Origin of the sequence: Hoeflea sp. TYP-13, from assembly GCF_040932035.1 — a bacterium.
Classification (GTDB): Bacteria; Pseudomonadota; Alphaproteobacteria; order Rhizobiales; family Rhizobiaceae; genus Hoeflea_A.
On record NZ_JBFRBB010000001.1, the window covers coordinates 1,015,972 to 1,040,091 of the forward strand.

The 24,120-nt window shown below is 57.6% G+C and carries 19 protein-coding genes; 11 read left to right on the forward strand and 8 right to left on the reverse strand.

All coding sequences use genetic code 11. From position 1 onward, the window contains the following. Window positions 1-33: 33 nt before the first annotated feature. The 7 genes from ABVT35_RS04715 to ABVT35_RS04745 all read left to right on the forward strand — a co-directional run bounded on the left by ABVT35_RS04715 (window position 34) and on the right by ABVT35_RS04745 (window position 9,717). Window positions 34-996, forward strand: coding sequence for an ABC transporter substrate-binding protein (locus ABVT35_RS04715; protein WP_368465125.1), 963 nt, complete (start codon window positions 34-36; stop codon window positions 994-996). 92 nt (window positions 997-1,088) lie between these two features. Then, complete coding sequence (locus ABVT35_RS04720) at window positions 1,089-2,111, forward strand: glycine betaine/L-proline ABC transporter ATP-binding protein (protein ID WP_368465126.1); 1,023 nt, start codon at window positions 1,089-1,091, stop codon at window positions 2,109-2,111. A 3-nt stretch (window positions 2,112-2,114) separates the two neighbouring features. Then, window positions 2,115-4,085, forward strand: a complete 1,971-nt coding sequence (locus tag ABVT35_RS04725) for an ABC transporter permease (RefSeq protein ID WP_368465127.1) — start codon at window positions 2,115-2,117, stop codon at window positions 4,083-4,085. Beyond that, the gene (locus ABVT35_RS04730; RefSeq protein WP_368465128.1) at window positions 4,085-6,454 is read left to right on the forward strand and encodes a DUF1989 domain-containing protein; all 2,370 of its coding nucleotides are present in this window, start codon (window positions 4,085-4,087) and stop codon (window positions 6,452-6,454) included. Before ABVT35_RS04725 ends, ABVT35_RS04730 begins: the two co-directional genes overlap by 1 nt. Window positions 6,455-7,000: 546 nt before the next feature. After that, window positions 7,001-8,356 carry an ammonium transporter gene (locus ABVT35_RS04735; protein ID WP_368465129.1) on the forward strand — a complete coding sequence of 452 codons (1,356 nt, stop codon included), beginning with the start codon at window positions 7,001-7,003 and terminating at the stop codon, window positions 8,354-8,356. A gap of 26 nt (window positions 8,357-8,382) precedes the next feature. Next, window positions 8,383-8,601: a hypothetical protein gene (locus tag ABVT35_RS04740; protein ID WP_368465130.1), complete on the forward strand. Its 219-nt coding sequence runs from the start codon at window positions 8,383-8,385 to the stop codon at window positions 8,599-8,601. 270 nt (window positions 8,602-8,871) lie between these two features. Further along, the gene (locus ABVT35_RS04745) at window positions 8,872-9,717 is read left to right on the forward strand and encodes a bifunctional allantoicase/(S)-ureidoglycine aminohydrolase (RefSeq protein ID WP_368465131.1); all 846 of its coding nucleotides are present in this window, start codon (window positions 8,872-8,874) and stop codon (window positions 9,715-9,717) included. Window positions 9,718-9,759: 42 nt separating this feature from the next. On the opposite strand, the gene ABVT35_RS04750 is transcribed toward ABVT35_RS04745, so the two are convergent. Genes ABVT35_RS04750 through ABVT35_RS04780 form a run of 7 tightly spaced genes read right to left on the reverse strand, consistent with a single transcriptional unit; the run spans window position 9,760 to window position 17,678 of the window. Further along, on the reverse strand, window positions 9,760-10,356 hold the full coding sequence (locus ABVT35_RS04750; protein WP_368466271.1) for a cysteine hydrolase family protein: 597 nt from the start codon (window positions 10,354-10,356) through the stop codon (window positions 9,760-9,762). A 12-nt stretch (window positions 10,357-10,368) separates the two neighbouring features. Then, entirely contained in the window at window positions 10,369-12,420 is a 2,052-nt protein-coding gene (locus tag ABVT35_RS04755) for a hydantoinase/oxoprolinase family protein (protein WP_368465132.1), read from the reverse strand. Then, window positions 12,417-14,156: a hydantoinase B/oxoprolinase family protein gene (locus tag ABVT35_RS04760; protein WP_368465133.1), complete on the reverse strand. Its 1,740-nt coding sequence runs from the start codon at window positions 14,154-14,156 to the stop codon at window positions 12,417-12,419. The genes ABVT35_RS04755 and ABVT35_RS04760 overlap by 4 nt, the downstream gene beginning before the upstream one ends. After that, the gene (locus ABVT35_RS04765; protein ID WP_368465134.1) at window positions 14,153-15,019 is read right to left on the reverse strand and encodes an oxaloacetate decarboxylase; all 867 of its coding nucleotides are present in this window, start codon (window positions 15,017-15,019) and stop codon (window positions 14,153-14,155) included. Before ABVT35_RS04765 ends, ABVT35_RS04760 begins: the two co-directional genes overlap by 4 nt. Further along, window positions 15,016-15,510 carry a 3-isopropylmalate dehydratase gene (locus ABVT35_RS04770; protein WP_368465135.1) on the reverse strand — a complete coding sequence of 165 codons (495 nt, stop codon included), beginning with the start codon at window positions 15,508-15,510 and terminating at the stop codon, window positions 15,016-15,018. Before ABVT35_RS04770 ends, ABVT35_RS04765 begins: the two co-directional genes overlap by 4 nt. Continuing rightward, complete coding sequence (locus ABVT35_RS04775; protein ID WP_368465136.1) at window positions 15,507-16,787, reverse strand: 3-isopropylmalate dehydratase large subunit; 1,281 nt, start codon at window positions 16,785-16,787, stop codon at window positions 15,507-15,509. Before ABVT35_RS04775 ends, ABVT35_RS04770 begins: the two co-directional genes overlap by 4 nt. A 36-nt stretch (window positions 16,788-16,823) precedes the next feature. After that, a complete protein-coding gene (locus ABVT35_RS04780) occupies window positions 16,824-17,678 on the reverse strand; it encodes a GntR family transcriptional regulator (RefSeq protein WP_368465137.1) in 855 nt (284 codons plus the stop codon). Between the two features lie 291 nt (window positions 17,679-17,969). Between ABVT35_RS04780 and ABVT35_RS04785 the strand changes: the two genes are divergently transcribed. Continuing rightward, on the forward strand, window positions 17,970-19,412 hold the full coding sequence (locus tag ABVT35_RS04785) for an aldehyde dehydrogenase family protein (RefSeq protein ID WP_368465138.1): 1,443 nt from the start codon (window positions 17,970-17,972) through the stop codon (window positions 19,410-19,412). 20 nt (window positions 19,413-19,432) lie between these two features. On the opposite strand, the gene ABVT35_RS04790 is transcribed toward ABVT35_RS04785, so the two are convergent. Continuing rightward, window positions 19,433-20,071, reverse strand: coding sequence for a TetR/AcrR family transcriptional regulator (locus ABVT35_RS04790; protein WP_368465139.1), 639 nt, complete (start codon window positions 20,069-20,071; stop codon window positions 19,433-19,435). Window positions 20,072-20,447: 376 nt separating this feature from the next. Between ABVT35_RS04790 and ABVT35_RS04795 the strand changes: the two genes are divergently transcribed. The 3 genes from ABVT35_RS04795 (at window position 20,448) to ABVT35_RS04805 (ending at window position 24,112) form a co-directional block, all read left to right on the forward strand. After that, window positions 20,448-21,557 carry a sugar ABC transporter substrate-binding protein gene (locus tag ABVT35_RS04795; protein WP_368465140.1) on the forward strand — a complete coding sequence of 370 codons (1,110 nt, stop codon included), beginning with the start codon at window positions 20,448-20,450 and terminating at the stop codon, window positions 21,555-21,557. 77 nt (window positions 21,558-21,634) lie between these two features. Beyond that, entirely contained in the window at window positions 21,635-22,600 is a 966-nt protein-coding gene (locus tag ABVT35_RS04800) for an ABC transporter permease (protein ID WP_368465141.1), read from the forward strand. A gap of 6 nt (window positions 22,601-22,606) precedes the next feature. Beyond that, the gene (locus tag ABVT35_RS04805) at window positions 22,607-24,112 is read left to right on the forward strand and encodes a sugar ABC transporter ATP-binding protein (protein WP_368465142.1); all 1,506 of its coding nucleotides are present in this window, start codon (window positions 22,607-22,609) and stop codon (window positions 24,110-24,112) included. Window positions 24,113-24,120: the final 8 nt, after the last annotated feature.

The following is a 24,120-nucleotide window of genomic DNA, read 5'->3' on the forward strand; positions in this document are numbered from 1 at the left end:
ACAGGTAAATCTCATCAATCGGGAGGATGAAAAATGAGTAAATTCAAGCACCTGCTGGGCGCTACCAGCCTTGGCACGGCCCTTGTGATAGCTGCGCCGGTTTTTGCGGAAGACAGCAAGGATCCAATCATTATTCCAATCCATAACTGGTCGAGCCAGATCGTCATGAGCAATGCGGTCGGTCAGATTCTGGAGTCCATCGGCGACAATGTTGAATATGTAACGACGGACAGCCAGGCCGTTTATGAATCGGTTCGTCTTGGTGACGTCCATCTGGAACTGGAGGTCTGGGAAGGGGCCTTCGGCAAGTCATTCCGTGAGGCACTCGAAAAGGGCGGTCTGCATGATGCGGGCGACCACGATGCCGTGACCCGGGAGGACTGGTGGTATCCGATGTGGACCAAGGAATCCTGTCCGGGACTGCCGTCCTGGGAAGCACTGAACGAATGTGCCGCCCTGTTCGCAACGCCGGAAACCGGTGACAAGGGCCGTTATCTGGATGGCCCGGTGGACTGGCTTAAGCACGGCAAGGAAAGGGCAGAAGCACTCGGCTTGGACTTTACCGTGATCAATGCCGGATCAGCCGCCGCACTATGGGCGGAAATCGGCGCTGCCGAAAAGGACAAGAAGCCGGTTCTGGTTTTCAACTGGACACCCAATTTTGCTGAAGCCGTGTGGCCGGGTGAATTTGTTGAGTTTCCGGAATGGGAAGACGGTTGTGACAAGGACCCGACAAAGGGCCCCAACAAGGAAGCGCTCTACGACTGCGGCAACCCGGCAAAGGGCTATCTGAAAAAAGCAGCCTGGGACGGCATGAAGGACAAGTGGCCCCGGGCTTATTGCGTTCTTACCAAGGTCAGCTTCACCAATCCGCAAATTGCGCAAATGGCCAAATTGGTCGATGTGGATGAACAGGAGCCCGAGGAGGCGGCCGAAAACTGGCTCGCCGACAATGAGGGTGTCTGGAAACCCTGGGTGGAGGCCTGCCCGGGTTAGTCTGTCATTCGTGGCAAATTAGCTGCATACTTTTGTTTCGGTATGAACGGGCATCCCGGCTTGTTCGGGGTGCCCAAAACCTGGGACCGCAAATGACTGATTCTCAACCGGTAATCTCCTGCCGCAATGCCTGGAAAATATTTGGATCGGATCCGGAGCAATTCTACGCGAACATAACTGCGGACATGTCCTTTGAGGACATGCGTGCACAGGGATATATAGCCGGTGTACGCGACGTTTCGGTGGATGTGGCAAAGGGCGAAATGCTCGTCATCATGGGTTTGTCCGGATCGGGAAAATCCACGCTTGTACGTTGCCTTTCACGACTGCATGACATCACCGCCGGCAGCATAATCGTCGATGGCCAGGACCTGGGCTCGCTCAGCGAAAAGGAGCTCATCGAGCTTCGGCGACGCAAAATGGGGATGGTTTTTCAGAGTTTCGGCCTGTTGCCGCATCGCACTGTACTGGAGAATGTCGCCTTTCCACTGGAAATGCGCGGCCAGGACAAACATGAGCGCCGGCAGCGGGCATTGGAGGTCATTGATCTCGTCGGCCTGTCCGGAAGAGAAGAGTATTTTCCACGCGAGTTGTCCGGCGGGCAGCAGCAGCGTGTCGGAATTGCCCGTTCGTTGGCAATTGAGCCCGACATCTGGTTTCTCGACGAACCGTTTTCCGCATTGGATCCGCTGATCCGCCGTGAAATGCAGGATGAATTTCTTCGCCTGCAGGAAATGCTCGGCAAGACAATTGTTTTTATCACGCATGATTTCGACGAGGCGCTCAGACTGGCCGATCGCATCGCCATCATGAAAGACGGCGCTGTTGAACAATGCGATACGCCGGACCAGATCGTACTCAATCCGGCGACCGAGTATGTCGCCAAATTCACAGAGGACATCGACAAGGCGCGCGTTGTTCACGCCGGGGCGATTGCCAGGCCCCTGAACGGTCAGCCCGCAACGGGTACGCCGGTTTCCTCGGGCAAAACGATTCAGGACCTTGCCCGGTTGCTGGTTGACGATACACGGGACCAGATTCCAGTCGCAGCCGATAGCGGAACGATCATTGGAAGCCTTGACCGGATCGAGGCATTGGACATTTTGTTGAGATAGCTGATGACGGTAATCGCAACACAAATGCCAGCCCGGGTCGACAGTTTGTCGAATGTGCGCGTCGCTACTGTCCTATTTGCAATTGCGGTTGTTCTTGCAGTTGCGAAGCCGATTTTACCCGATCTGCTAATCAGGCTTCCAGATTGGATGATTTTGCCGTGGGCGCAATGGCTGCAGGCCCTGTTCGATTTTGTGCGTGAGGATCTTGGCCTCATATATGTCACCCGCACAATCACTGCCGGTCTGGAATTTGTCCTCGACGCAACGGCCAACATTCTCTACGGCAAGCACCGCTGGCCGTATCTCGGACCAATTTCATGGGCAAGTGTTGCTGGTGTATCCGCAGTTTTGGGCTATTGGCTCGGTGGGAAACGGCTGGCAATCATTGCCGGCGGCACATGGGTCTGGACGGCGGTGATCGGCCAGTGGAAGCTGGCAATGGAGACCATGTCGGTCATTGTCGTCGCAGCTCCGATCGCGGTGGCCATCGGCGTCGGGCTTGGTATCCTGGCCTGGAAACACAGGCCGGTTGAAACCGCCCTGCGCCCGGTGTTGGCTGTACTGCAGACACTGCCGTTCTTCACCTATCTGCTTCCGGCTGTGATTTTCTTCAAGGTGGGCCCCACGGCGGCCGCTGTAGCAACAATCATTTTTGCAATCCCACCGATGATCCTGATGACGACGCTTGGGCTGAAAAAGGTATCGCCGGATGTCGTGGAGGCGGGCCAAATGAGCGGCTCAACACGCTGGCAGATGCTTCGTCATGTCTATTTGCCCGCAGCGAGGACCGAAATCCTGGTGGGCGTGAACCAGGTCATCATGCTTTGTCTTGCGATGGTGGTTCTGACGGCCTTTATCGGCATGCCCGGGCTTGGCGCCAAACTGCTGGCCATGATGGGATCTTTCAAGCTGGGGCGGTCATTCGAGATCGGGGTCACGATTGTGCTGATCGCGGTCATGCTTGACCGGCTTTCAAAAGCCTGGATCGTCAAGCAACCCGTTCATTTCGAAAAAGGCACACCCTGGTCGCAAAGACACTTTTTCCTTCTTGCGGGCATTGCTGCTTTTGTGCTGCTTGCCTTGCTTGCCTGGGTGGTTCCCTATTTTCATGAGGTCGGCCGCAGGCAGGATTTGTCCATGGGCAAGGAGATCGACTACGCGATCAAGTGGGTCCTGGACGTCGATGCGATTCAGGCAACCACCCAGTGGTTAAGATGGTTTCTCAACACCAAGATTCTGATCCCGTTCCGTGACTCCATCCTGTGGCTTCCGACCTCATCGGTCATCCTGCTGTTTTCCGCCGCTGCCTATTATATCGGTGGGCTGCGGTCGGCGCTTGTGATTGCCTGCTTCTTTGGAATTGTGGCTTTAAGCGGCTGGTGGGATCGTTCCATGATCACTCTTTATACGGTCATCTCCGCAGTCATACTGGCAACCCTTCTGGGAATTCCGCTCGGAATATTCGCCAGCCGGAGCGAAAAGTGGTCAGGCAGAATTTTGCTCGCATGTGACACCGCGCAGACCTTTCCGAGCTTCATCTACCTGATTCCCGCCATCATGCTTTTTGGCGTCAATGACGTGGCGGTGATCTTTTCCATTCTGATCTTCGCCATGGTTCCGCTGGCCCGCTACACGATCGAGGGGCTTCGCGGGGTCCCGGTTGAATTAACCGAAGCCGCGGACATGGCGGGATCAACGCGCAGGCAAAAGCTTCTGCACGTGCAGTTGCCGCTGGCGTTGCCGACAATGGCTGTCGGGTTCAACCAGGCAATCATGTTTGCGTTTTTCATGGTGATCATCGCGGCCTTCATCGGCACGCAGGATCTTGGGCAGGAACTGCAACGGACACTTGCGGGCAATGAGCTTGGCAAGAACTTCGTTCTGGGGACCTGCGTTTCGGTGATGGCACTCGCGTTCGACCATGTGATCAGGCGCTGGGTTGCCGTCCGCAAAGCGGCATTGGGACTGGACTGATGGGTGTGAAACCGCTGCTTGAAACTCCATATGAGCGGGCTGGCGTCATTACGCCTGGCCTGCCCGTTTTGCCACATGGCGTTGAACGGCACCCGATTCCGGGCGGCGGCTCAAGGGCCGTCCGTCTCGAAAAGGGAGACGAGTTCTCCGTCCTTGACCGGGAGGGGCTGCAGCCGGCTGAATTGGTTTTTTTTGCGCCCGATGGAACATCGGATGCAGCCATGATCGGAGCCCGTGGCGGCGGTGAGGCTTCCGGGTTGAAGGCTGCCCTCGTATCCGACGCATCCGGACAAAAGGTTGCAAGGGCACTCGATGCAGCAGGATTTGACATCGGACGGGCCGATGCGGTCCGGTTGTTTGAAGAAGGTTCCAGGGCCGGTGACATGGAGACCTTCCATGCCGCCTGCGACGGCCTGTTGATAGCCTGCGCGCCTGCGCGGCCGATGCTGCCCGAGGAGCAGGATACGGCAACCGAAATTATCCTTTACATCCGACGGGAAAGACCCGGCGAAGGCAAGGGCGGGCGCAAGCCGCCGGATCCGCTGGCTGACAGCCTGCTCGACACCAATATCCAGCCCGGCAATGCCACCGCCTACGAAGTCCGGGCCGGACAGTTTATCCAGATCGTCGATATACAGGGCAGGGAGTGTTCCGACTTCCAGGCATTTTCCGCGCGTGCCCTTGATCAGGGGCTGGAACGCGAAATAGACCCGACAACGACCCGCTCGCTGATGGGATCACTCTATCCCGCGCCCGGAATATTCTCCAAATATTTCAGTGTCGACCACGAGCCGCTGGTCGAGATCGTGCAGGACACATGCGGGCGCCACGACACGTTCGGTCTTGCCTGCACCGCGCGGTATTATGAAGATCTCGGCTACCCCGGCCACGTCAATTGTTCGGACAACATGAACCGCGAACTGTCACGGTTTGACGTTCGCCCGCGTGGCGGCTGGCCGGCGATCAACTTCTTTTTCAACACCATGCTCGATGACGCCAACGCCATCGGCATGGACGATCCCTGGTCGCGTCCGGGCGACTATGTGCTGCTTCGTGCACTGACGGATCTTGTTTGCGTCTCGAGCGCGTGCCCCTGCGATGTCGATCCGGCCAATGGCTGGAACCCGACCGATATCCAGGTGCGGGTCTATGGCGAAACTGAGGATTTCCAGCGTTCGATTGGCTGGCGTAAAACTGCGGAGGCAGATGTGGAAGAAACCAGAAAAACCGCATTTCATGATTGCTTTGCGCGGCACACACGCGATTTCGCCGAATATAACGGCTACTGGCTTGCCAATCAGATGACCAATCACGGCGCAATCGCCGAATATTGGGCGTGCCGTGAAAAGGCGGCAATCATGGATCTGTCGCCACTGCGCAAATATGAGGTGACGGGTCCGGATGCCGAGGAACTGATGCAGCTTTGCGTCACGCGCAACATGAAGAAACTCTCTGTCGGTCAGGTTGTTTACACCGCCATGTGCTACGAACACGGCGGCATGATCGACGACGGCACTGTGTTCCGGCTTGGCGAGACCAATTTTCGCTGGATCGGAGGCAATGACGACAGCGGGATATGGCTGCGCAAGCAGGCTCAGGAACGAGGCCTTGACGCGTGGGTCCGCTCATCGACGGATCAGCTCCACAATGTGGCCGTGCAGGGGCCGCTCTCGCGCGACATATTAAGAAAGGTCTTTTGGACTGCCCCAACCCAGCCGACGGTGGAAGAATTGCCGTGGTTTCGGTTCACGATTGCGCGTGTCGGTGATTTCCACGGCGCCGCCGTCGTCATCAGCCGGACCGGATATTCGGGCGAGCTGGGATATGAGGTTTTCTGTCATCCTAAAGATGCCGAGACGGTTTTTGATGCGATCTGGGAAGCGGGTGAACCGATGGGGATGGTTCCGCTTGGTCTGGCAGCGCTGGATATGCTGAGGATCGAGGCCGGCCTGGTGTTCGCCGGAATGGAATTCTGCGACCAGACAAATCCCTTCGAGGCCGGTATCGGATTTACCGTGCCGCTTAAAACCCAGGAAGATGATTTTATCGGCAGAGCTGCAATAGAAGAACGCAAGGCGCATCCTCAACGCAAGCTCGTCGGGCTTGAAATAGAGGGTGGAACCGTGCCGTCGACCGGCGACTGTATCCGGGTCGGCAAGGCTCAGGTTGGAGAGGTCACATCGGCCATGAAGTCGCCCATCCTCGGCAAAGTGATTGCACTGGCGCGTGTGGATGTGACTCATGGCGAACCCGGTACCGAAATCGAGGTCGGTCAGCTCGACGGCCTGCAAAAGCGGCTGAAAGCCAAAGTCTGCGCCTTTCCGCACTTCGATCCGACAAAGGAGCGGGTGAAGGGCAATTACGGATAAGCCTCCCGGCGTCGGATGCTGATTTGCCGGTCACGGCATGATCGGGTTGGCGCTTTTGCCTGCCGAAGATCGGCGTTTTTGTCAGCCGGCTAACGGTCGGCCGAAGCGGCCCGCTGGTGTGAATCTTATGTCCGACTGTCTCCGAACACTGACGAACACCCGCTGACGGGTCGGACCAATCTTAGCCACAGCCCTGTTGGATTCCCGAAGCTGTTGATCTGTCGCAAAAATTTACTGAAAAAACTGCTCCAAATGCCCATTTTGGTATAGAAATGGTACAAGTTTGGCTAAAAAACGTTAGTGATTGGTTTTGTTTTGGTTATAATGCGGCGGCTAATAAGGGGACCTGCCGCAACACCCACCCGGGAGTACGTGGGGCATTGGCCAGCTTTCGCAGTGGCCTTTGCGTGCATATGAGGGCCTACAGGAAATTTCTCCTAAGGAAAATATTTTTCACTAGGGTTGAAATTTCGCCTCGTAATTGGTAGTCTTTTTCGGATTAGCTGGGCTTTGAACGTTAATTGAAAAAAAGGGGAGGGAGGCTCCATGGGGAACAATCTGGACGCCCTGACCACGATATTTACCGAGTTTTACTACTGGGTGACCGTTGTCTTTATGTTTCTGATCCATGTTGGATTCTGTTTATACGAGGTGGCGGCAAGCCGCCGGCGCAACCATCTGCATACGCTGATGAAAAACACCATGCTGATCCCGCTGGTGACCATCACATTCTTTTTCTTTGGCTGGTGGATCTATTTCGCGTTTCCAAACGGGCCGTTCATCAATGGCGGCATCAACTTTGATGCGGCAACCGGGGCCAGACCCTGGGATCCGGCCATGGGCACCAATCTGTCGGATCATATCAACGGTGTATTCTGGGCCGCGTTCCTGTTGTTCTCATGGACTGCGGCATCCATCGTATCGGGATCGGTGATCGAGCGCATTCGCTCGGGAGCTTTCTGGCTGCTGGCGATACTGATAGGTTCGTTCACCTGGATTATCGACGCGTCCTGGGGCTGGCACTGGGACGGCTGGATGGTGAAGCTGCTGGGCTATCATGATGCCTATGCATCCGGCGTCATCCATGCCATCGCCGGCGGATTTGCACTTGGTGTGCTGGTGGTCCTAGGGCCTCGGCTCGGCAAGTTTGCGGCCGACGGCACACCGCGCGATATTCCGCCACACAACAAATGGCTTGTAACCCTCGGCCTTTTCCTCATCTATACGGGTTTCTGGGGTTTTTATGCCGCTTGCAACGTGCCGATCATTTCGCCGGAAGCCATTGGCGGACAAATCACCGGTGAGACCTGGACCGCGACCAATATCTATCTGGCGCCGACCACGCTCTCAGCCATCACCTTCAACTTCCTGATGTCGCTTTCGGGTGGACTGATGATGGCCTATGTCGTCTCCAAGGGCGATCCGTTCTGGACCTATTCCGGCGGACTGGCGGGTATCATTACTGCATCGGCGGGTAACGATCTCTATCATCCGATTCAGGCTATGATCATCGCCGCAATCGGCGCTTGGGCCGCTTACAAACTCCACTACTGGGTTGAGCGCAAATTCAAGATCGATGATGCTGTCGGCGCGGTTGCCGTGCATGGCTATGCCGGTTTCATCGGGCTCGTGATTGCAGGCTTTGTGCTTTGGGGACAGCCGTCCTCGCCGTATGAAGGCTACGCCACGATCAATCCGCTTGGTCAGTTCGCCGGAGCCATCATCATGTTCTTTGTTCTCGGCTTCGTGCCGGCCTGGATCGGTTCGAAGGTCCTGAACGGCCTGGGGCTTTTGAGAGTGCCGGAAAAAGTCGAACTCGAGGGCCTCGATTTCGAATCCGAGCAGGAATACCAGGCTGCGATGTCAGATGTCATCTCGGCTGAAAAAGCGCTTGTGAAATAAGCAGGTGAACAGAAAGGAGAATGATCATGTCCACGAATGGATTGAGTGACTGGGCCGTTGATCTGGCACAAACCGCCGCGGTCTATCCGTTTCAGGGGTTTGAATTCCCGATGTTCATCATCGGTTTGGCGTTCTGGATCTGGTGGCACTGGTTACAGTTGCGCCAGGAAGCGACGGAAATCCGGCACGAAACCGAGGCGGACGCATCGGGCGATGCCGCAAGAGATGCCATAGACAGATACTGAGTGTCTTTGGACTTTTCCTGAATCCGGGCCGGCCGTTCGCGGCCGGCTCTCCTTTTGGCAAGTATTGCAGCCGGATAAACATGTTTGCAATTCTTGCAGCAGAAACAATGCGTTACGCTATAACCTCTGATCAGCTCCAAAGTTATTCAGAAATTCTTTGAAAATCCGGCGCCCGTTTTACGTTATCAAAGTGGACAATAACCTTCCTGAATCCGGGTTTACCCGTTTTTACGGTTGGGACGATGCCTCGCCCATGAAGGATTTGTCCAGATGACGAACGAAAGCACACGACCCCGGCCGCGTCAGAATTCCTATCATGTCCCTGAGGGCGGGTTGCCTCCGCAGACCCAGTTGATGACCGATCGCGCTGTGTTCACAGACGCCTATGCGGTCATTCCCAAGGGTGTCATGCGCGACATCGTCGTCAGCTACTTGCCGTTCTGGACCAAAACCCGTGCATGGGTGCTGGCCCGCCCCCTGTCCGGATTTGCCGAAACATTCTCCCAGTACATAGTCGAAGTGGAGCCCGGAGGCGGCAGCGAGCAGCCTGAGACCGATGAGGGTGCCGAGGCGGTGTTGTTCGTCGTTGACGGTGAGTTGACGCTGACCGTCAATGGCAGCGAGCACAAGTTGGAGCCCGGGGGTTATGCCTACATTCCTCCGGCGGCTGACTGGACGGTTATGAATGATGCCCAGTCGCCGGTCCGTTTCCACTGGGTGCGGAAGGCCTATGAGTTTGTCGAGGGACTGGGTGTTCCGGACGTGGTCATTGCCAACGAACACAACATTGAACCGTCGCCGATGCCGGATACGGACGGCAAGTGGGCGACAACGCGTTTTGTCGATCCTGCGGACCTGCGCCACGATATGCACGTGACCGTCGTCACCTTCGAGCCCGGTGCGGTCATTCCCTTTGCCGAAACCCACGTCATGGAGCACGGCCTATACGTGCTCGAGGGAAAGGCTGTCTATCGGCTGAACCAGGATTGGGTGGAAGTCGAGGCGGGTGATTTCATGTGGCTGAGGGCCTTCTGCCCGCAGGCCTGCTACGCCGGTGGTCCCGGCAAATTCCGCTATCTGCTCTACAAGGACGTCAACCGGCATATGGCGCTGTAGGCTGGCTGGGCCGGTCCGCCGCGGTTGCTACCGCACTGTTCTTCAAAGCATCTCCAGCGCCTCGGCACAGGTCGCGATTTCCGAAACGGTGGAAAGATCGCCGATCGCGCGGTCATGGACCTCCTGCGAGAATGCGGCGCAGCCGTCCGACAGAACAATCGTGCGGATGTCGCGCACATGGGCGTCTCTGACGGTCGATGCCACGCCGCCATTGGTCACGATCCCGCCGACGATAAGCGTGTCGACACCGGCTTTGCGCAGCGCCCACTCAAGATGCGTCTGATAGAAAGCCGAAAATGCGAACTTTGAAATCGAAAGGTCCGCCGGCTGCAGCGCCTCATGGAGTTGATGGCCCCAGGCGCCCGGCTGAAAATCCCCTTTTTTTAAAAACGGCCGCAGTGTTTTCAGGTGCGGCGAAATAAATGGTTCGCCGCCCTTGCCCGGAACAAGCGTGAACTGGGTCGATATGATCCAGCCGTCTTTTTCTCTTATCCTGTCCGCCAGCGGCTTGATCCGGTCGGGCAGCGCGGAAATCGCTGCGCTAGTCTGGTCTGCGCGGCCATAGGCACCGTCCGGATGCAAAAAATCATTCTGCAGATCAACGATCAAAAGCCCGGTTGACGTGGGGTTGAGGGGCATATTTGCCACGGATCAGTCCTCCTCGCGGATGATGAGATTGCCAAAACGGTCGACCGTTGCGGTCAGACCGGGATCGACAAAAATGGTTGTATCGGGCTGCTCCAGAAGGGCAGGGCCCTTCAGCTTTGTTCCGATCTCAAGGTCGAGCCGCTCATAAACAGGTGTCGCCCATGTCTGGCTATTGGCGTAGACGGAGCGTGTTTCGGCGCGGCAGGCATCTGCCGGCTTGCCTTCCGTTGGCGCAAACAGCTTCATATCCAGACCGGGCCGGCGACCGGCGACGGCGATCCGGTAGTTCATCACACGCATCGGAATGCCGTCGAGCAGCCTGCCATAGGCGGCCCTGTAGGCGGTCTCAAACGCATCTGCGATCATTTCCCCGGTAAGCGCGCCCGCGGTCAATGCGACAGGAACGGCAACGGTATGAGTCTGGCCGAGATAAAGCATATCCAGTTCGAAAATGCGGTCGATATCCGAAAATGCGATATCGGCACTTTTGAGCAGCTCCTCCATTTCATCGGCATCGGCGCTCATCTTGCTGCCAAGATCTGCAGCGTCCAGCTGATCAAGGAGCTGATTGACTGTCTGGACCCGGTCGTGGCGCATATCGGCGACGACGCAGCCAAGGGCCGAGGTGACGCCCGGAAATCTGGGAATGAGCGCCGAGCCGAGACCCACATCCTTGATAAGGGCACCGGCATGCAATGCGCCGCCGCCGCCGAAGGGCATCGCCGCGAATTTTGACGGGTCATGTCCTTTCTCGATCGAAACCAGTCGGATTGCGCCGGCCATCTTGGCGTTCGCAACCCTCAGGACCGCCTCGGCCGCGTCCTCGATCGACAGGCCGAGCTTCTGACCGATATGGTCGGCAATTGTCTGACGTGCAGCACCGAGATCGAGATGCTCCAGCTTGCCGCCAATGGGGCGGGCCGCATTGATCCTGCCAAGCACCAGATTGGCGTCCGTCACCGTCGGGGACGTGTTGCCAAGGCCGTAGCAGACCGGGCCCGGATCGGAGCCGGCGGATTGCGGGCCTACCTGCAACAGGCCGCTGCGATCGACCGAAGCGATGGACCCGCCACCGGCGCCAATGGTTGTGATCTCGATCATCGGTGTTCTGACAACCATGCCGAAATCGATTGCGGTCTGTGCCGCCAGCGCCGCCTCTCCCCCGGCAACCAGCGAAACATCGAAGGATGTTCCGCCCATGTCGCAGGTAATGATGTTTTCAAAACCCGCAGCGCCGGCAATTTCGGTTGCCGCAATAACGCCTGCGGCCGGTCCCGAAAGGGCGGTGCGCACCGGCGTGCGTTTCGCTGTCTCCACCGCCATGACGCCGCCATTAGACTGGACAATCAGGATATCGCCATCAAACCCTTGGCTTTTCAGACCGGCTTCGAGACGTTCAAGATAAGAGGAAACAACCGGTTGCAGATAGGCATTGAGCGTCGCCGTGGATAGCCTCTCGAACTCCCGGATTTCCGGCAGGATTTCGGTTGCCGCTGTCACGTAAGGGTTCGGCCAGACGGACCGCACGGCTTCGACGGCGCTGCGCTCATTGTCGCTGTTTGCATAGCCGTTGATGAAGAAAACACAGATGGCTTCACAGCCGCTCTCGGCAAGGGTCCTTGCCCTTGCGCGCACGTCATCTTCGTTGACCGTCTTTAATATGGAGCCGTCGGCCAGCACCCGCTCGCAGACTTCAACGCGATCCGGCCTTTCGACCACGGGCGTGAAAGCGCCTTTCAGCCCCCAGGTCGTCGGGCGGTCGCGTCTGCGCATTTCAAGCACATCCCTGAAACCCTCAGTCGTGATGATACCGGTGCGTGCGCCTTTTCTTTCTAGCAACGCGTTGGTGCCTACCGTTGTGCCATGCACGACTGTGGCGATATCGTCAAAGTTCTCGACACAGGCGGTAATGCCCTCGATGAAGCCTTTCGACTGGTCACCACGGGTCGAGGGAACTTTCGCCGTCGTGATCGTGCCGGCTGCTTCGTCGAGCACAAAGACGTCGGTAAATGTTCCGCCGACATCCACGCCGACAACATAGGCAGGCTTTCTCATTCTCCTGCCTCCCTGGCGCGCAGTCTTGCTGTACCGTCAAGATCCGCCGTTCCATCGGCAGAGATTGCCACGCCATAATCCCGCTCGGCGTTTTCAACGCTGACATAACCCAGCCGGACATCATCGGCGACTTTTGCCGGATCGCGGGACCGGGCATTGCCGTATCCGCCGCCGCCCGGCGTTTCCAGGCGCAGTTTTTGATCCCGGCGGATGTGAATACCGACCATCTTGGAGACCATTGGCGGCATGAGTTCGCCATCATCCTGCTCGTAGGAAAAGCGGGTTGTCGCGCCGGGATGGCCGCCGACAACACCCTGCGGAGGGAATTTGCCACGCTCGCCAAACAGGAACACGTCTGCTTCCTCTTCCAGCAGCGCGATCTCATAAACCGCGCCAAGCCCGCCCCGGAATTTGCCGGGTCCACCTGAGTCCTGCCTGAGCGCCCACTGGGTAAACCGCACCGGATAGGCAGCTTCCAGTATTTCCAGCGGCGGAATGGTCGCCGTAGAAATCGGTGCGTTGCCATGGTTGAGCCCATCGCCGTTTCCGTGGGCACCGTGCCCGCCGCCGAAGAAGGAAAACATCACCCAGCGCTGGCCGCTCCGGCGGTGGCCGGCAAGCGAAAGCGCGTTGATCGTGCCATAAGCGCAGGCCATCGCCGGCTCAGGGGCGATTTTTGCAACCGCCTGAAAGACGACATCGATCAGCCGCAGGATTGTTTCCGTGTAGCCGCCGACCGGTTTGGGTGCGGTCACCGCAAGCAGCGAACCTTCATCTATTCTAAATTCAACCGGCTCCAGCACCCCGGCATTGGCCGGCACGTCCTCGAAGATATGCTTCAGCGCCACATAACAGGCGGCAATGGTTGTCGAGCGTGAGATATTGACCGGACCGGCGCAGGCCGGTGATGACCGCGAAAAATCCATCACCATGCGGTCGTCTTCAATTGTCAGGTCCAGCGCAATCTTCAGCGGCTCGTCCCTGATGCCGTCATTGTCGAGGAAATCTTCCGCCGAAACGGTGCCTTGCGGCAGGTCGCTGATCTGGGCGCGCATCATCTCTGCCGCGCGGGCTTTCAGCTCAACAAGGCTTTCAGCGACGGTCGCATCGCCATAGTCATCCAGCAACGCCGCCATGCGCTTTTCACCGAGATCAAGCGCATTGATCTGCCCGTTGAGGTCTCCGTAAAGTGACAGCGGCAGGCGGGAGTTGGCCGAAAGGATATCGACAATATCCTGCCGGAAGACGCCCTTGTCATAGAGCTTGACCGGCGGGATCAGCATGCCTTCCTGGAAGCTTTCGGTGGCTGCCGGATTATAGTTGCCGGGCACATTGCCGCCGACATCGTGCCAATGGCCGACAGAGGCTAGGAAACAGAATACCTCTCCGTTCCTGAAGATCGGTTTGACGAGCCGGAAGTCCGAAAGATGCGTGCCTCCGTCGTAAGGGTCATTGAAAATCCAGACATCGCCTTCGTGGATGCCGCCTTGCGTCTTTGCTTTTTCGATCACCGCCTTTACCGCAAAGGCCATGACGCCGACGAAGATTGGAAGGCCGGACTTGCCTTGGACCAGGGTGTCCCCGGTTTTCGCGTCGTAGATGCCGTGGGAAGCGTCGTGGGCTTCAGCAATGATCGGATTGAAGGCGGAGCGGAAGAGCGTTGCATCCATTTCATCGGCGATCTGCTCCAGTCGGCCCTTCAAGATGGCAAGGGTTATGGAATCGATTGCCATCATGGCGCTCCCTTGTCGTAGCGCCGGCCGTCATTGAGCATTCGGTCGGTGCCGATAAGGCCGTTCAGGCCGGCAAAGTCGAACATGCGGCTGCGGAAAGCATCGTTCGATCCCTGTTCAATGAGATTGTTGTAGTAGTCGCGTGCGGTGGCGGCGATGGCGCGTACGATACCCCCTGGAAAGACAACGAAACTGAAGCCGATCGTCTCAAGGGCTGCCGCGTCGACAACCGGACTTTTGCCGCCCTCGACCATGTTGGCCATCAGTGGGACGTGCCTGCTGAAATGCGCGGAGATTTGATTGAATTCTTCAACGGATTGCGGCGCTTCGATGAAAAGCATGTCCGCGCCGGCTTCGACATAGTCCTCGGCCCGCTCAAGGGCAACATCAAATCCTTCAACAGCGATCGCGTCGGTCCGTGCAATGATCAGCGTGTCATCGCCGGCGCGCGCATCGCAGGCGGCTTTGATTTTGCCGGTCATCTCCTGTTTCGATATCAGTGTTTTACCGTCGAGATGCCCGCAGCGTTTGGGCAGCGTCTGATCCTCCAGTTGCAGGGCATTCGCCCCCATGCGCTCGAAGACGCGTACGGTGCGCTGAACGTTGAGGGCATTGCCGAAGCCATTGTCGGCATCGACAACGATCGGAATAGAAATCCGGTCACACACCGCTGCGATGGTATCCGCGACCTCGCTCATGGAAACGAGCCCGATGTCGGGGCGTCCGAACCGCGTATAGGCAATGGCGGCGCCGGAAAGAAAGACGCTCTCGGCACCGGCCTGCTCGGCGATCAGTGCTGTGAGGGCATCATAAACACCGGGTGCGACGAGAATCCTGTCTTTTGCCAGTCGTTGCTTCAGCGTCATTGGCTCGGCTCCCTTGCGAAGCGCTTTTTCAGATGCGGTATCAGACCACCATCGGCAAGAAGGACCTTCAGATTGTCCGGCAGCGGTTCAAGTGCGATCGTCACAGCGCTATCGGTCAGGGTCAGCCGCCCGGCTTCAAGGTCGAGTTCCACATGGGAGCCGTCTTTCAGCGCCGAGATATCCTCGCACACGAAAACCGGCAGGCCGAGATTGATCGCATTCCGGTAAAATATTCCGGCGAATGAGCTGGCGACAACGGCACGTATTCCGAGGTGTTTCAGGGCTTCGGCCGCCTGTTCCCGCGATGAGCCCACGCCGAAATTCCTGCCGGCGACGATAATGTCCCCCGGTTGCACGGAGGCGGCGAATTCCGGCCGAAGACCTTCCAGGCAATGCGCGGCAAGCGCTTCGACGCCGCCCCGCATATATTGGCCCGGGGCAAGCTGGTCGGTATCGACATTGTCGCCGAAAAGGAAAATCCGACCGCTCATGACGCACTCCTGTTGTCGGACAGGAATTCGCGCGGATCGGTGATCTCTCCTGTAATCGCCGATGCGGCAGTGGTGTAGGGGGAGGCCAGCCAGACATTGGATGAGGGTGCGCCCATTCGTCCCTTGAAATTGCGGGCGGTGGACGAAATGCAGGTTACATCCTCGCCAAGCCTGTGCGTGCCGTATCCGGCGCAAATACCGCAGGCATTGGGCAATATTTTTGCTCCCGCCGCTTCGAATACGGCCATGATTCCCTCAAGCTCGGCACGCTCCTGATCAAGCCTTGAAGCCGGCGCGACGAGCAGCTCAACGCTAGGCCGTACCGAGCGGCCCTCAAGAATGGATGCCGCATATTTAAGGTCTTCATATTTGGCGCCGGTGCAGGCGCCGATATAGGCAACATCGACCGGGACACCGGCGGCCTCACGAACCGGCGCGGCGTTTGCAGGCGAGTGCGGGGCCGCGGCCTGCGGTTCCAGTTCCGCCGCATCGAAGACGTGATGCGCCTCTAGCGGCGCGTCGGCATCCGTCTTCAGTTCTTGCCAGTTGCCGGCATCGCCGCCGGCCTTTGAAATATAGGATGCGGTGGTTTCGTCCGGTGCGATGAGACCGGCCTGGGCTCCAAGTTCGGCGGCCATATTGGAGAGCGTCATGCGCTCCTGCATGGAGAGCGCGGCAATCGCCTCACCGGTATATTCGACGGCCTGATACCGGCCTCCATCCATGCCCAGACGGCCGCAAAGCGCCAGCATGATGTCCTTTGCGGTAACGCCTTCGCAAAGGCGGTTTCGCCATTCGATCAGGATTGTGCCTGGGACCGTCAGCCAGATCTCGCCGGTGGCAAGAACGCCCGCCATTTCGGTCGCGCCGATGCCGAAAATATAAGCGCCGAAGGCGCCGCCTGTCGTTGAATGACTGTCACCGCCAACGACCAGCATGCCGGACTGCAGGTGACCCCGTTCCGGAAGCACAACGTGGCAAATGCCCTGCGCGTCATAAAATGCGACCTGGCGTTTTTTCGCCCAGTCTCGGGTCAGCGCCAGGATCTGCGCGCCTTCTTCCGTGTCGCCGGGCACAAAATGATCCGAGATCAGGACGACCTTTTGTGCGTCGAACAGGCCGACGCCGAGTTCCCGCAGGATCGGCTCCACCCGGCGCGGACCGCCGCTGTCGTGGATCATGGCTAGATCGACGGATACGGTTACGACTTCACCAGGGGTGACCTGTTCACGGCCTGCCGCACGCGAAATGATCTTTTGTGCAAGCGTCGTTTTCATAACGTGCGCTCCGGGCAAGGGCGCTTCAACTTCTGTTCAGTCATCGGGTCGATCCGTAACCGGCGCGGAACCGGTCGTCGTCCAGTGCGGATCGCCCTCATCGGTTATGCGGCGCATGGACATTTCGAAATGATAGAGATCCGGCCGATAAAGGACGCGAATATATTCGACCGGCCGGTCATTGCGGTCCCGCACCACGCGCCGCACTTCGATCAGGGGCGCGCCCGCCGGGCTCTCAAGGACACCGGCGACTTCTGAATCGCAAATGGTTGCGGAGATAGTCTGGCGTGCCGAGGCGACATCGACACCCGCACGCTCAAGAAGATGAAGCAACGGTTTGGTATTGAGGTCGTCGCGATCGTATTTGCTTCCGATGTCTTGCGGAACAAAGGTCACCAGATACGACATTGGCTGCCCGTCGAGGCGACGCACGCGCACAGCCTTTTGGACCTCAGTTCCGGGATCGATCTCAAGCGCGGCTGCAATGTCCTCTCCGGCGGGCACGTAATGGAAGTCAAGGACCTCCGCCTCTGTCGACAGTCCCATCAGCGAGATGTTTTCCAGCCAGCCCTCGATTGAAGACGTCACGGCGGGGACAGGCGGGCGCTGGATTACCCGCGTTCCGCGGCCGCGCTCGCGGATAACAAGGCCGGCGTCTGCCAGTTCGTTCAAGGCGCGTTTGGCTGTAATGCGCGATATGCCGAACTCAAAGGTCAGATCCTGCTCGCTCGGTACGAGGTCTCCAGGGGTGAGTTCTCCGCCGTAGATCTTGTTACGGATGATCAGAAATATCTGGTGGTAAAGCGGAACGGGGCCGGACGGATTTAACCGGCCGTGGGCACCGTTCGCGGTCCCCGCCGTGTCTTTGACTGCTTCAGCCTGCCGCGCCATCCATACCTCATCTGATCATCAGATTTAAATGATATGAGAATATACCATTATGTCAATTAGAGCTGGTTCGCCAGGGTTGCGAAAGTTCGGGTGCCTATCGTGTTCGCGCAGCCAATTGGACTGGTTGAATCAGTCAAAAGTGGTTCTTTTCAATTGACAAATTTACGGTAGAACGGCAAGGCAGCCAATGTGTCCGCACGCCGAAAATGAACGAATTCCGGGCCAACGGCACGGCTGGGCAAGCAAACCGATATTGAAGCGTGACAGTGTAATCATCCGATGACGATTTTGATGAACGAAACGGTTGGCCATCTCGTTGATGGCGTGTGGATAAGACCGCAATCCGGGCGCATTCTCGAATTGTCAAATCCCGCGGACGGCCAGCTTCGGTGCAGATTGCCACTGGCGAGCGCCGATGAGGTCGCGGATGCTGTAAGGGCCGCGCGGCGGGCATTTGACAATGGCTGGGACCGCAGTGAGTTATCCGACCGGCTTGCCATCCTCCGCAGCCTGATCAACCAGATCGAGAGGTATTGGGAAGAATTTGCCCAGCTGATATCGTTCGAGATCGGAGCGCCGATCGACTTCGCACGCAAGCACCAGGTCGAAGCCGCGCTTGGTCATCTGGCCGCGACGCTTTCTGCGGCCGAGCGGGCGCAATTTGATCATCCCGAACCAAAGCAACAGCCGGAACATCGGGTTCGATATGAAGCGGTTGGTGTTGCAGCTCTTATTACGCCATGGAACTGGCCGCTCAACCAGGTGGCGCTGAAAGTCGGTGCGGCTCTTGCAGCCGGATGCACGATGGTGCTCAAGCCGTCCGAACTTGCGCCGATGACCAGCACTTTGCTGGCGCAATGCATGGCTGATAGCGGCGTGCCGGATGGTGTGTTCAACATGCTTATCGGTGATGGCGAAACCGGCGCCGCGCTCGCGAAAAATACCGACATTGATATTGTCTCGTTCACCGGCTCGACCCGGGCGGGCAGGGCCGTGGCGACGGCCGCCACCCGCAATTTCACCCGTACCGCGCTTGAACTCGGCGGTAAATCCCCGAATATCCTGTTTGAAGACTGCGATCTCGAAACCGCGATCGCACAGGGTGTGGCTCACTGTTTTCGCAATGCCGGACAGTCCTGCAACGCCGCATCGCGAATGCTGGTCGAGCGCACCATATACGATCAGGCAGAGGAGTTGGCGGCCGACGCCGCGCGTGCCACCGATGTCGGGCTTCCGAACGCAGCGGGCACGCATATCGGACCGCTGGTCAGCAATGCCCAATTTGAGCGGGTACAGACCTATATCCAAACCGGTCTGAATGAAGGAGCGAGACTTGTCGCCGGTGGTCCCGGACGGCCGGAAGGGCTCGAGACAGGCTATTTCGCCAGACCGACAGTTTTTGCCGGTGTGGCGTCAAACATGACAATTGCCAGGGAAGAGATATTCGGTCCGGTTCTCGCAATCAGCCCGTTCGAGGATGAAGAAGACGCAATCAGGCAGGCAAACGATACGGAATATGGGCTCGCCGCCTATCTGCAGACCGAGGATCCGGCAAAGGCAGACCGCGTATCGCGCCGGCTGCGCGCCGGCATGGTCCAGATCAATGGCACCAGCCGCGCGCCCGGCGCGCCGTTTGGCGGCGTGAAAGCGTCGGGCATCGGACGGGAAGCCGGCATCTGGGGCATCCGCACGTTTCAGGAAATCAAATCGATCAGCGGTGCAGCGGCCCTTTAGCCGTCTGCCGGAATTAATAGCTAAGCGCGAACAAGCCGCATGACCGTATCGATGTTGAATGCCAGCCTGGTGTCGAGATTGTCTTTTTCCATGAAGTCGCGCTCGAACAGGATCGAGCCCGTGAAGCGGTTGGTCAGATAATAGTAGCCGATCGCCGCGATCGTGATGTTAAGCTGAACGGGATCGATTCCCTTTCTGAAAACGCCTTTTTCTTCACCACGTCTCAGCAGGTCGCCGACCATGCCGACGAATTTGCGGCTGACATCCATCAGAACGGTCGACCGTTTCAGATGCTTTGCCTTGTGCAGATTTTCACTGTTGACCAGTGTCAGGAACTCCGGATTTTTCAGATAGTAGTTCCATGTGAAGGTGACCAGCGCCTCAAGAGCCTCTTCCGGCGCAAGGTGATCCAGTTCGAGTTTCTGCTCTGCAGACCGGATATCCAGATAGGCGTCCTCCAGCACTCTTTGAAACAGGTTCTCCTTGCTTTCAAAGTAATGGTAGATCATGCGCTTGTTGGCTTTGGCGCGCTCCGCGATGACGTCGACCCGCGCACCGGCCAGACCGTTTTTGGCGAACTCCTTTTGTGCCGCCGACAGGATCCTCTTTTGGGTGGCATCCGCATCACGAATGCGTCTTGGTTTTGTGTTTGTCGTCATCACACACCGCTTCTTCGTTTGCGATCCGGTTTATCGTGCAGCACTTTGCGCGGACCCCGTCCATGTGCTGCTTTTCGTACTTTCTTGCCAATGCCTCAGGAATTTCAATCGCTTGCGAATCAAGCAATACAGCCGGTTCAGAAAGTTCCATAGAAATAACCCGTTAGTTAAAAAAGGCAAGTTGGACATCCCTCGTTTTTTGTGGATGCGGTGCGTTTCCGCATCTCCGCTCACTCGTAAAGTGGTTGACAGTTTCAAATTAACGAAGTAACTAGTTAGTGCATTAACGTCAAATTGACGACCGCCATAACGTTGCATTTTTTGATCATCGGCGGCTTTGAAATCTGACGAGTTGATCCATTCCAGGGAGAGAGAAATGTCGTTCATAAAGAAGTTCATCGAGGAGGAGACGATCAATCGTCGCAAATTCCTGCTCGCATCTGCGATGGGGCTGGGCGGCGCGGCCGCAGCAGGCGTATTGGGATCGGGTCCGGCGCGCGCCGCGCTCAGCGATCCGACGATCGCCTGGAGCTATCGCAACCGCACCAACCCGTACTGGAACGAAATCGTGTCAGGAGGTGAGGCCTTTGTTGAGAGCCTCGGTATGCCGAAGAGCGCGCTCGTCCATCTGATCAATGACGGCTCCAGCGAAAAATCACTCGCCGATGTCAAGGCGCTGCTTGCCAAGGAGAACGGCAATGTCGCGCTGGCTATCGATACGAACGATGCCCCCAACTGCCGTCCGATCGTCGAAGCTGTTGCTGCATCCAAGGGTTATGTCTCTACAATCTGGAACAAGACCGACGATCTGCATCCATGGGATTTCGGTGACCACTATGTTTCCCACATGACCTGGTCTGATCTCGGCCCGGCGGAACAGACGGCGCGCATCCTGTTCAAGAAAATGGGCGGTAAGGGCGGCATCGTCGGTCTTGGCGGCATCGCCTCCAACAACCCTGCCATTGAGCGCAAGCAGGGCCTGCTCAACGCCATGAAGGATTATCCTGACATCGAACTTCTCGATTATCAGGCCGCTGACTGGGACACCCAGAAAGCCAACCAGATCATGTCGAGTTTCCTCACCCGCTTTGGTGACGAAATCAAGGGCGTCCACTGCGCCAATGACACAATCGGTTACGGCGTGCTCGAAGCGCTGCGCGCCGAAGGGCTTCAGGGTGTCATTCCGATTGTCACCTATGACGGCAATCCGCAGGCGGTGGATCTGGTCATCAAGGGCGATATCGAAGCGACCGTCTTCACCAATCCGCATTGGGGCGGAGGCATCACCGCGGCGCTCGCCTATTATGCGGCAACCGGTCACTTCAAGCCCTCGGACGAGCCGCACGCGAACCGCGAGTTTTACGGCCCGACAATCATGATCACGCCGGACGACGCCAAGGCGTTCAAGGCGGAGTATCTGGACAGTGTTCCGACCTACGACTGGAAGGATTTCTGGGGGCCGGGCAACGGTCAGATCAGCTACTGATCCAATGTACGACAGGCCCGCGCACCGCTAGGCCGGTGCGCGGGCCGGTTTTTTATCTTGCCTTCGGGAGGGGCACAGTGTCGCAAGTCATGTCGCGCGAAAACCTGCAGAAATGGGCTCCGGTTCTGGTTCTGATCGCTTTGATCCTGTTCTTTTCCATAGCGAATCCGAACTTCATGTCGGTGCGCAATTTTGCCCGGATCGCCATGGCGGCAACGCCGGCGCTGATGATCTCGATTGGCATCACCTTCATCATCATCATGGGTTCCATTGATCTTTCAATGGAGGGAGCCGTCGCCGTATGCGCGGTTGTCTTTGCCACACTCTTTCTGAGCCTCGGTGGGGCTTTGGACAGCTGGGCATGGGTGGCGCTCCCCGCAACGCTGGTCGTTGGCGCATGTTTTGGCCTTGTTAACGGGCTTGTCCACGTCAAACTCAAGATACCCTCATTCATGGCGAGCCTTTCGATGGGTTTTGTCGGTATCGGCTTGTCCTTGCTGATGACCGGGGGCGACCGCATCCGCGTCGAGGACCCTCTATTCCGGTCGCTGTTGACAGAGCGTGTCCTGAATTTTCCGCTGATGGTCTATTTCGCAGGGCTGGCTCTTCTCGTCGCCTGGTTCATACAGAGCCGCACAAGAATCGGGCGCAATTTCTATGCCGTCGGCGGCGGTGAGGAACTGGCGCACGCTTCCGGTCTCAACGTCAACCGCGTTCGCGTGCTCGGTTTCATGATTGCTGGTGCTTTCTACGCGCTTGGAGCGCTGTTTGCCGTTGCGCGTATAGGCATTGCCGAAACCGCGACGGGCTATAATCTGATGTTCATCTCGATTACCTCCGTCGTAGTTGGCGGAACCGCACTTTGGGGCGGCACCGGTGGTGTGTGGAATTCTCTGGTCGGTGTTCTGATCGTCAATGTCATTGCCAACGGCATGATCGTCATCGGCCTTCCGCGCTACGTGCAGGACGGTGTTCTCGGCGTCCTGGTCATTTTGGCCGTTTATCTGTCGACCGACCGCAAGTCGCTCGCATTCGTGAAGTGACGCGCCATGTTTGAATTGCAAAAAGTCGACAAGATTTTCCCCGGCGTGCACGCGCTCAAAGCCGTTGATTTCGAGATCAAGCGCGGCGAAATCGTCGGGCTTGTGGGTGAGAACGGTGCCGGCAAGTCGACGCTTATGAAAGTCATCTACGGTGCTTATCAGCACGACGGTGGGCAGGTCTTTGTCGACGGCAAGACGGTCCGCTTCCACAACCCGCGGCAGGCCATGGATATGGGCGTCGGCATGGTTTTCCAGGAACAGTCGCTCATTCCGAACCTGACCGTGATGGAAAACATCTTCCTCGGCTTTGAGAAGCAGTTCGTGAATTTCGGTGTCATCGACTGGAAGAAGATGGCGGAGGCGGCACGCCACCAGCTCAAGAAAGTCAAGCTCGATATCAGCCCGTCGACCACAACCTCGCAGCTGTCATTCGCACAGCGTCAGCTTGTCGAACTCGCCAAGGTGCTGACTTTGGAGGAGCGGGTTCAGGGGGATCTCGTTATCCTTCTCGACGAACCGACCTCAGTGCTCGCGAAAGACGAGATCAAGCTCCTCTTCGAACTCGTTCGCGACCTTCGCTCACGCGCCTCGTTCATCTTTGTCTCGCACCGCCTGGACGAAGTCATCGATCTGTCGGACCGCATCTACGTGCTGAAGGACGGTGAAGTTGTCGATGTGGTCAATGCCGACGAAGCGGATGTGGACTCCATCCAGCGCGAAATGGTCGGACGCAACATCAACAAGGAATATTACCGCGAAGAACAGCAAAAACCCTATGACGACACCAAGGTCCTGCTTGAATTGGAGAGTGTCGGCAATTCAGGCAAGTACCGCGACATCTCCTTGAAACTGCACGCCGGCGAGGTGCTTTGCCTGGTTGGAACCGAGGGTTCGGGCCGCGAGGCGATCCTGCGCACGATATACGGTCTGCAGCGCCCGGAAAGCGGAAGCGTAAGCATCAAGGGACAGGCGCTAAAGGGCTTCAGCGCAAAGTGCGGTGTTGAAAAGGGCGTTGCCTATGTGCCGCGCGAAAGGAAGATCGAGGGCATCGTCGGCGGCATGACCGTCTTTGAAAACATGACCCTTTCGCAAATGGGCAACTATTCAAGGGCAGGCGTGCTTGACGTCAGGCACGAAAGGGCACTGGCCCGCGAGTGGATCGAAAAACTCTCCATAAAGGCGTCATCCGAAAACGCCGATTGCGGAAACCTCTCCGGCGGAAACCAGCAGAAGGTGGTACTGGCAAAATGGCGCAGCGGCGGATCGGACATCATTCTGCTCGATCATCCGACGCGCGGCCTCGATATCGGTGCGAAAGAAGACGTCTACGACATGGTCCGTGACATGTCGGCTGCCGGCATCGGGATCATCCTGGTCGCCGACACGCTGGAGGAGGCGATCGGCCTCAGCCACACCATTGCGGTCGTCAAGGACGGTGAGATCCAGAAATGGTTCGACTGTAAGCCCGGTTGCAAGCCGTCCCTCTACGATCTCATCCATTACATGATTTAGAGGCTGTG

What these genes read in the sequence shown, in the direction of transcription:
- ABVT35_RS04755 (WP_368465132.1), bottom strand. Translation starts at nt 12,420, where the DNA reads ATGAGAAAGCCTGCCTATGTTGTCGGCGTGGATGTCGGCGGAACATTT.
- ABVT35_RS04720 (WP_368465126.1), top strand. Translation starts at nt 1,089, where the DNA reads ATGACTGATTCTCAACCGGTAATCTCCTGCCGCAATGCCTGGAAAATA.
- ABVT35_RS04785 (WP_368465138.1), top strand. Translation starts at nt 17,970, where the DNA reads ATGAACGAAACGGTTGGCCATCTCGTTGATGGCGTGTGGATAAGACCG.
- ABVT35_RS04760 (WP_368465133.1), bottom strand. Translation starts at nt 14,156, where the DNA reads ATGATGGCAATCGATTCCATAACCCTTGCCATCTTGAAGGGCCGACTG.
- ABVT35_RS04765 (WP_368465134.1), bottom strand. Translation starts at nt 15,019, where the DNA reads ATGACGCTGAAGCAACGACTGGCAAAAGACAGGATTCTCGTCGCACCC.
- ABVT35_RS04750 (WP_368466271.1), bottom strand. Translation starts at nt 10,356, where the DNA reads ATGCCCCTCAACCCCACGTCAACCGGGCTTTTGATCGTTGATCTGCAG.
- ABVT35_RS04795 (WP_368465140.1), top strand. Translation starts at nt 20,448, where the DNA reads ATGTCGTTCATAAAGAAGTTCATCGAGGAGGAGACGATCAATCGTCGC.
- ABVT35_RS04730 (WP_368465128.1), top strand. Translation starts at nt 4,085, where the DNA reads ATGGGTGTGAAACCGCTGCTTGAAACTCCATATGAGCGGGCTGGCGTC.
- ABVT35_RS04770 (WP_368465135.1), bottom strand. Translation starts at nt 15,510, where the DNA reads ATGAGCGGTCGGATTTTCCTTTTCGGCGACAATGTCGATACCGACCAG.
- ABVT35_RS04715 (WP_368465125.1), top strand. Translation starts at nt 34, where the DNA reads ATGAGTAAATTCAAGCACCTGCTGGGCGCTACCAGCCTTGGCACGGCC.
- ABVT35_RS04775 (WP_368465136.1), bottom strand. Translation starts at nt 16,787, where the DNA reads ATGAAAACGACGCTTGCACAAAAGATCATTTCGCGTGCGGCAGGCCGT.
- ABVT35_RS04725 (WP_368465127.1), top strand. Translation starts at nt 2,115, where the DNA reads ATGACGGTAATCGCAACACAAATGCCAGCCCGGGTCGACAGTTTGTCG.
- ABVT35_RS04740 (WP_368465130.1), top strand. Translation starts at nt 8,383, where the DNA reads ATGTCCACGAATGGATTGAGTGACTGGGCCGTTGATCTGGCACAAACC.
- ABVT35_RS04790 (WP_368465139.1), bottom strand. Translation starts at nt 20,071, where the DNA reads ATGACGACAAACACAAAACCAAGACGCATTCGTGATGCGGATGCCACC.
- ABVT35_RS04780 (WP_368465137.1), bottom strand. Translation starts at nt 17,678, where the DNA reads ATGGCGCGGCAGGCTGAAGCAGTCAAAGACACGGCGGGGACCGCGAAC.
- ABVT35_RS04735 (WP_368465129.1), top strand. Translation starts at nt 7,001, where the DNA reads ATGGGGAACAATCTGGACGCCCTGACCACGATATTTACCGAGTTTTAC.
- ABVT35_RS04745 (WP_368465131.1), top strand. Translation starts at nt 8,872, where the DNA reads ATGACGAACGAAAGCACACGACCCCGGCCGCGTCAGAATTCCTATCAT.
- ABVT35_RS04805 (WP_368465142.1), top strand. Translation starts at nt 22,607, where the DNA reads ATGTTTGAATTGCAAAAAGTCGACAAGATTTTCCCCGGCGTGCACGCG.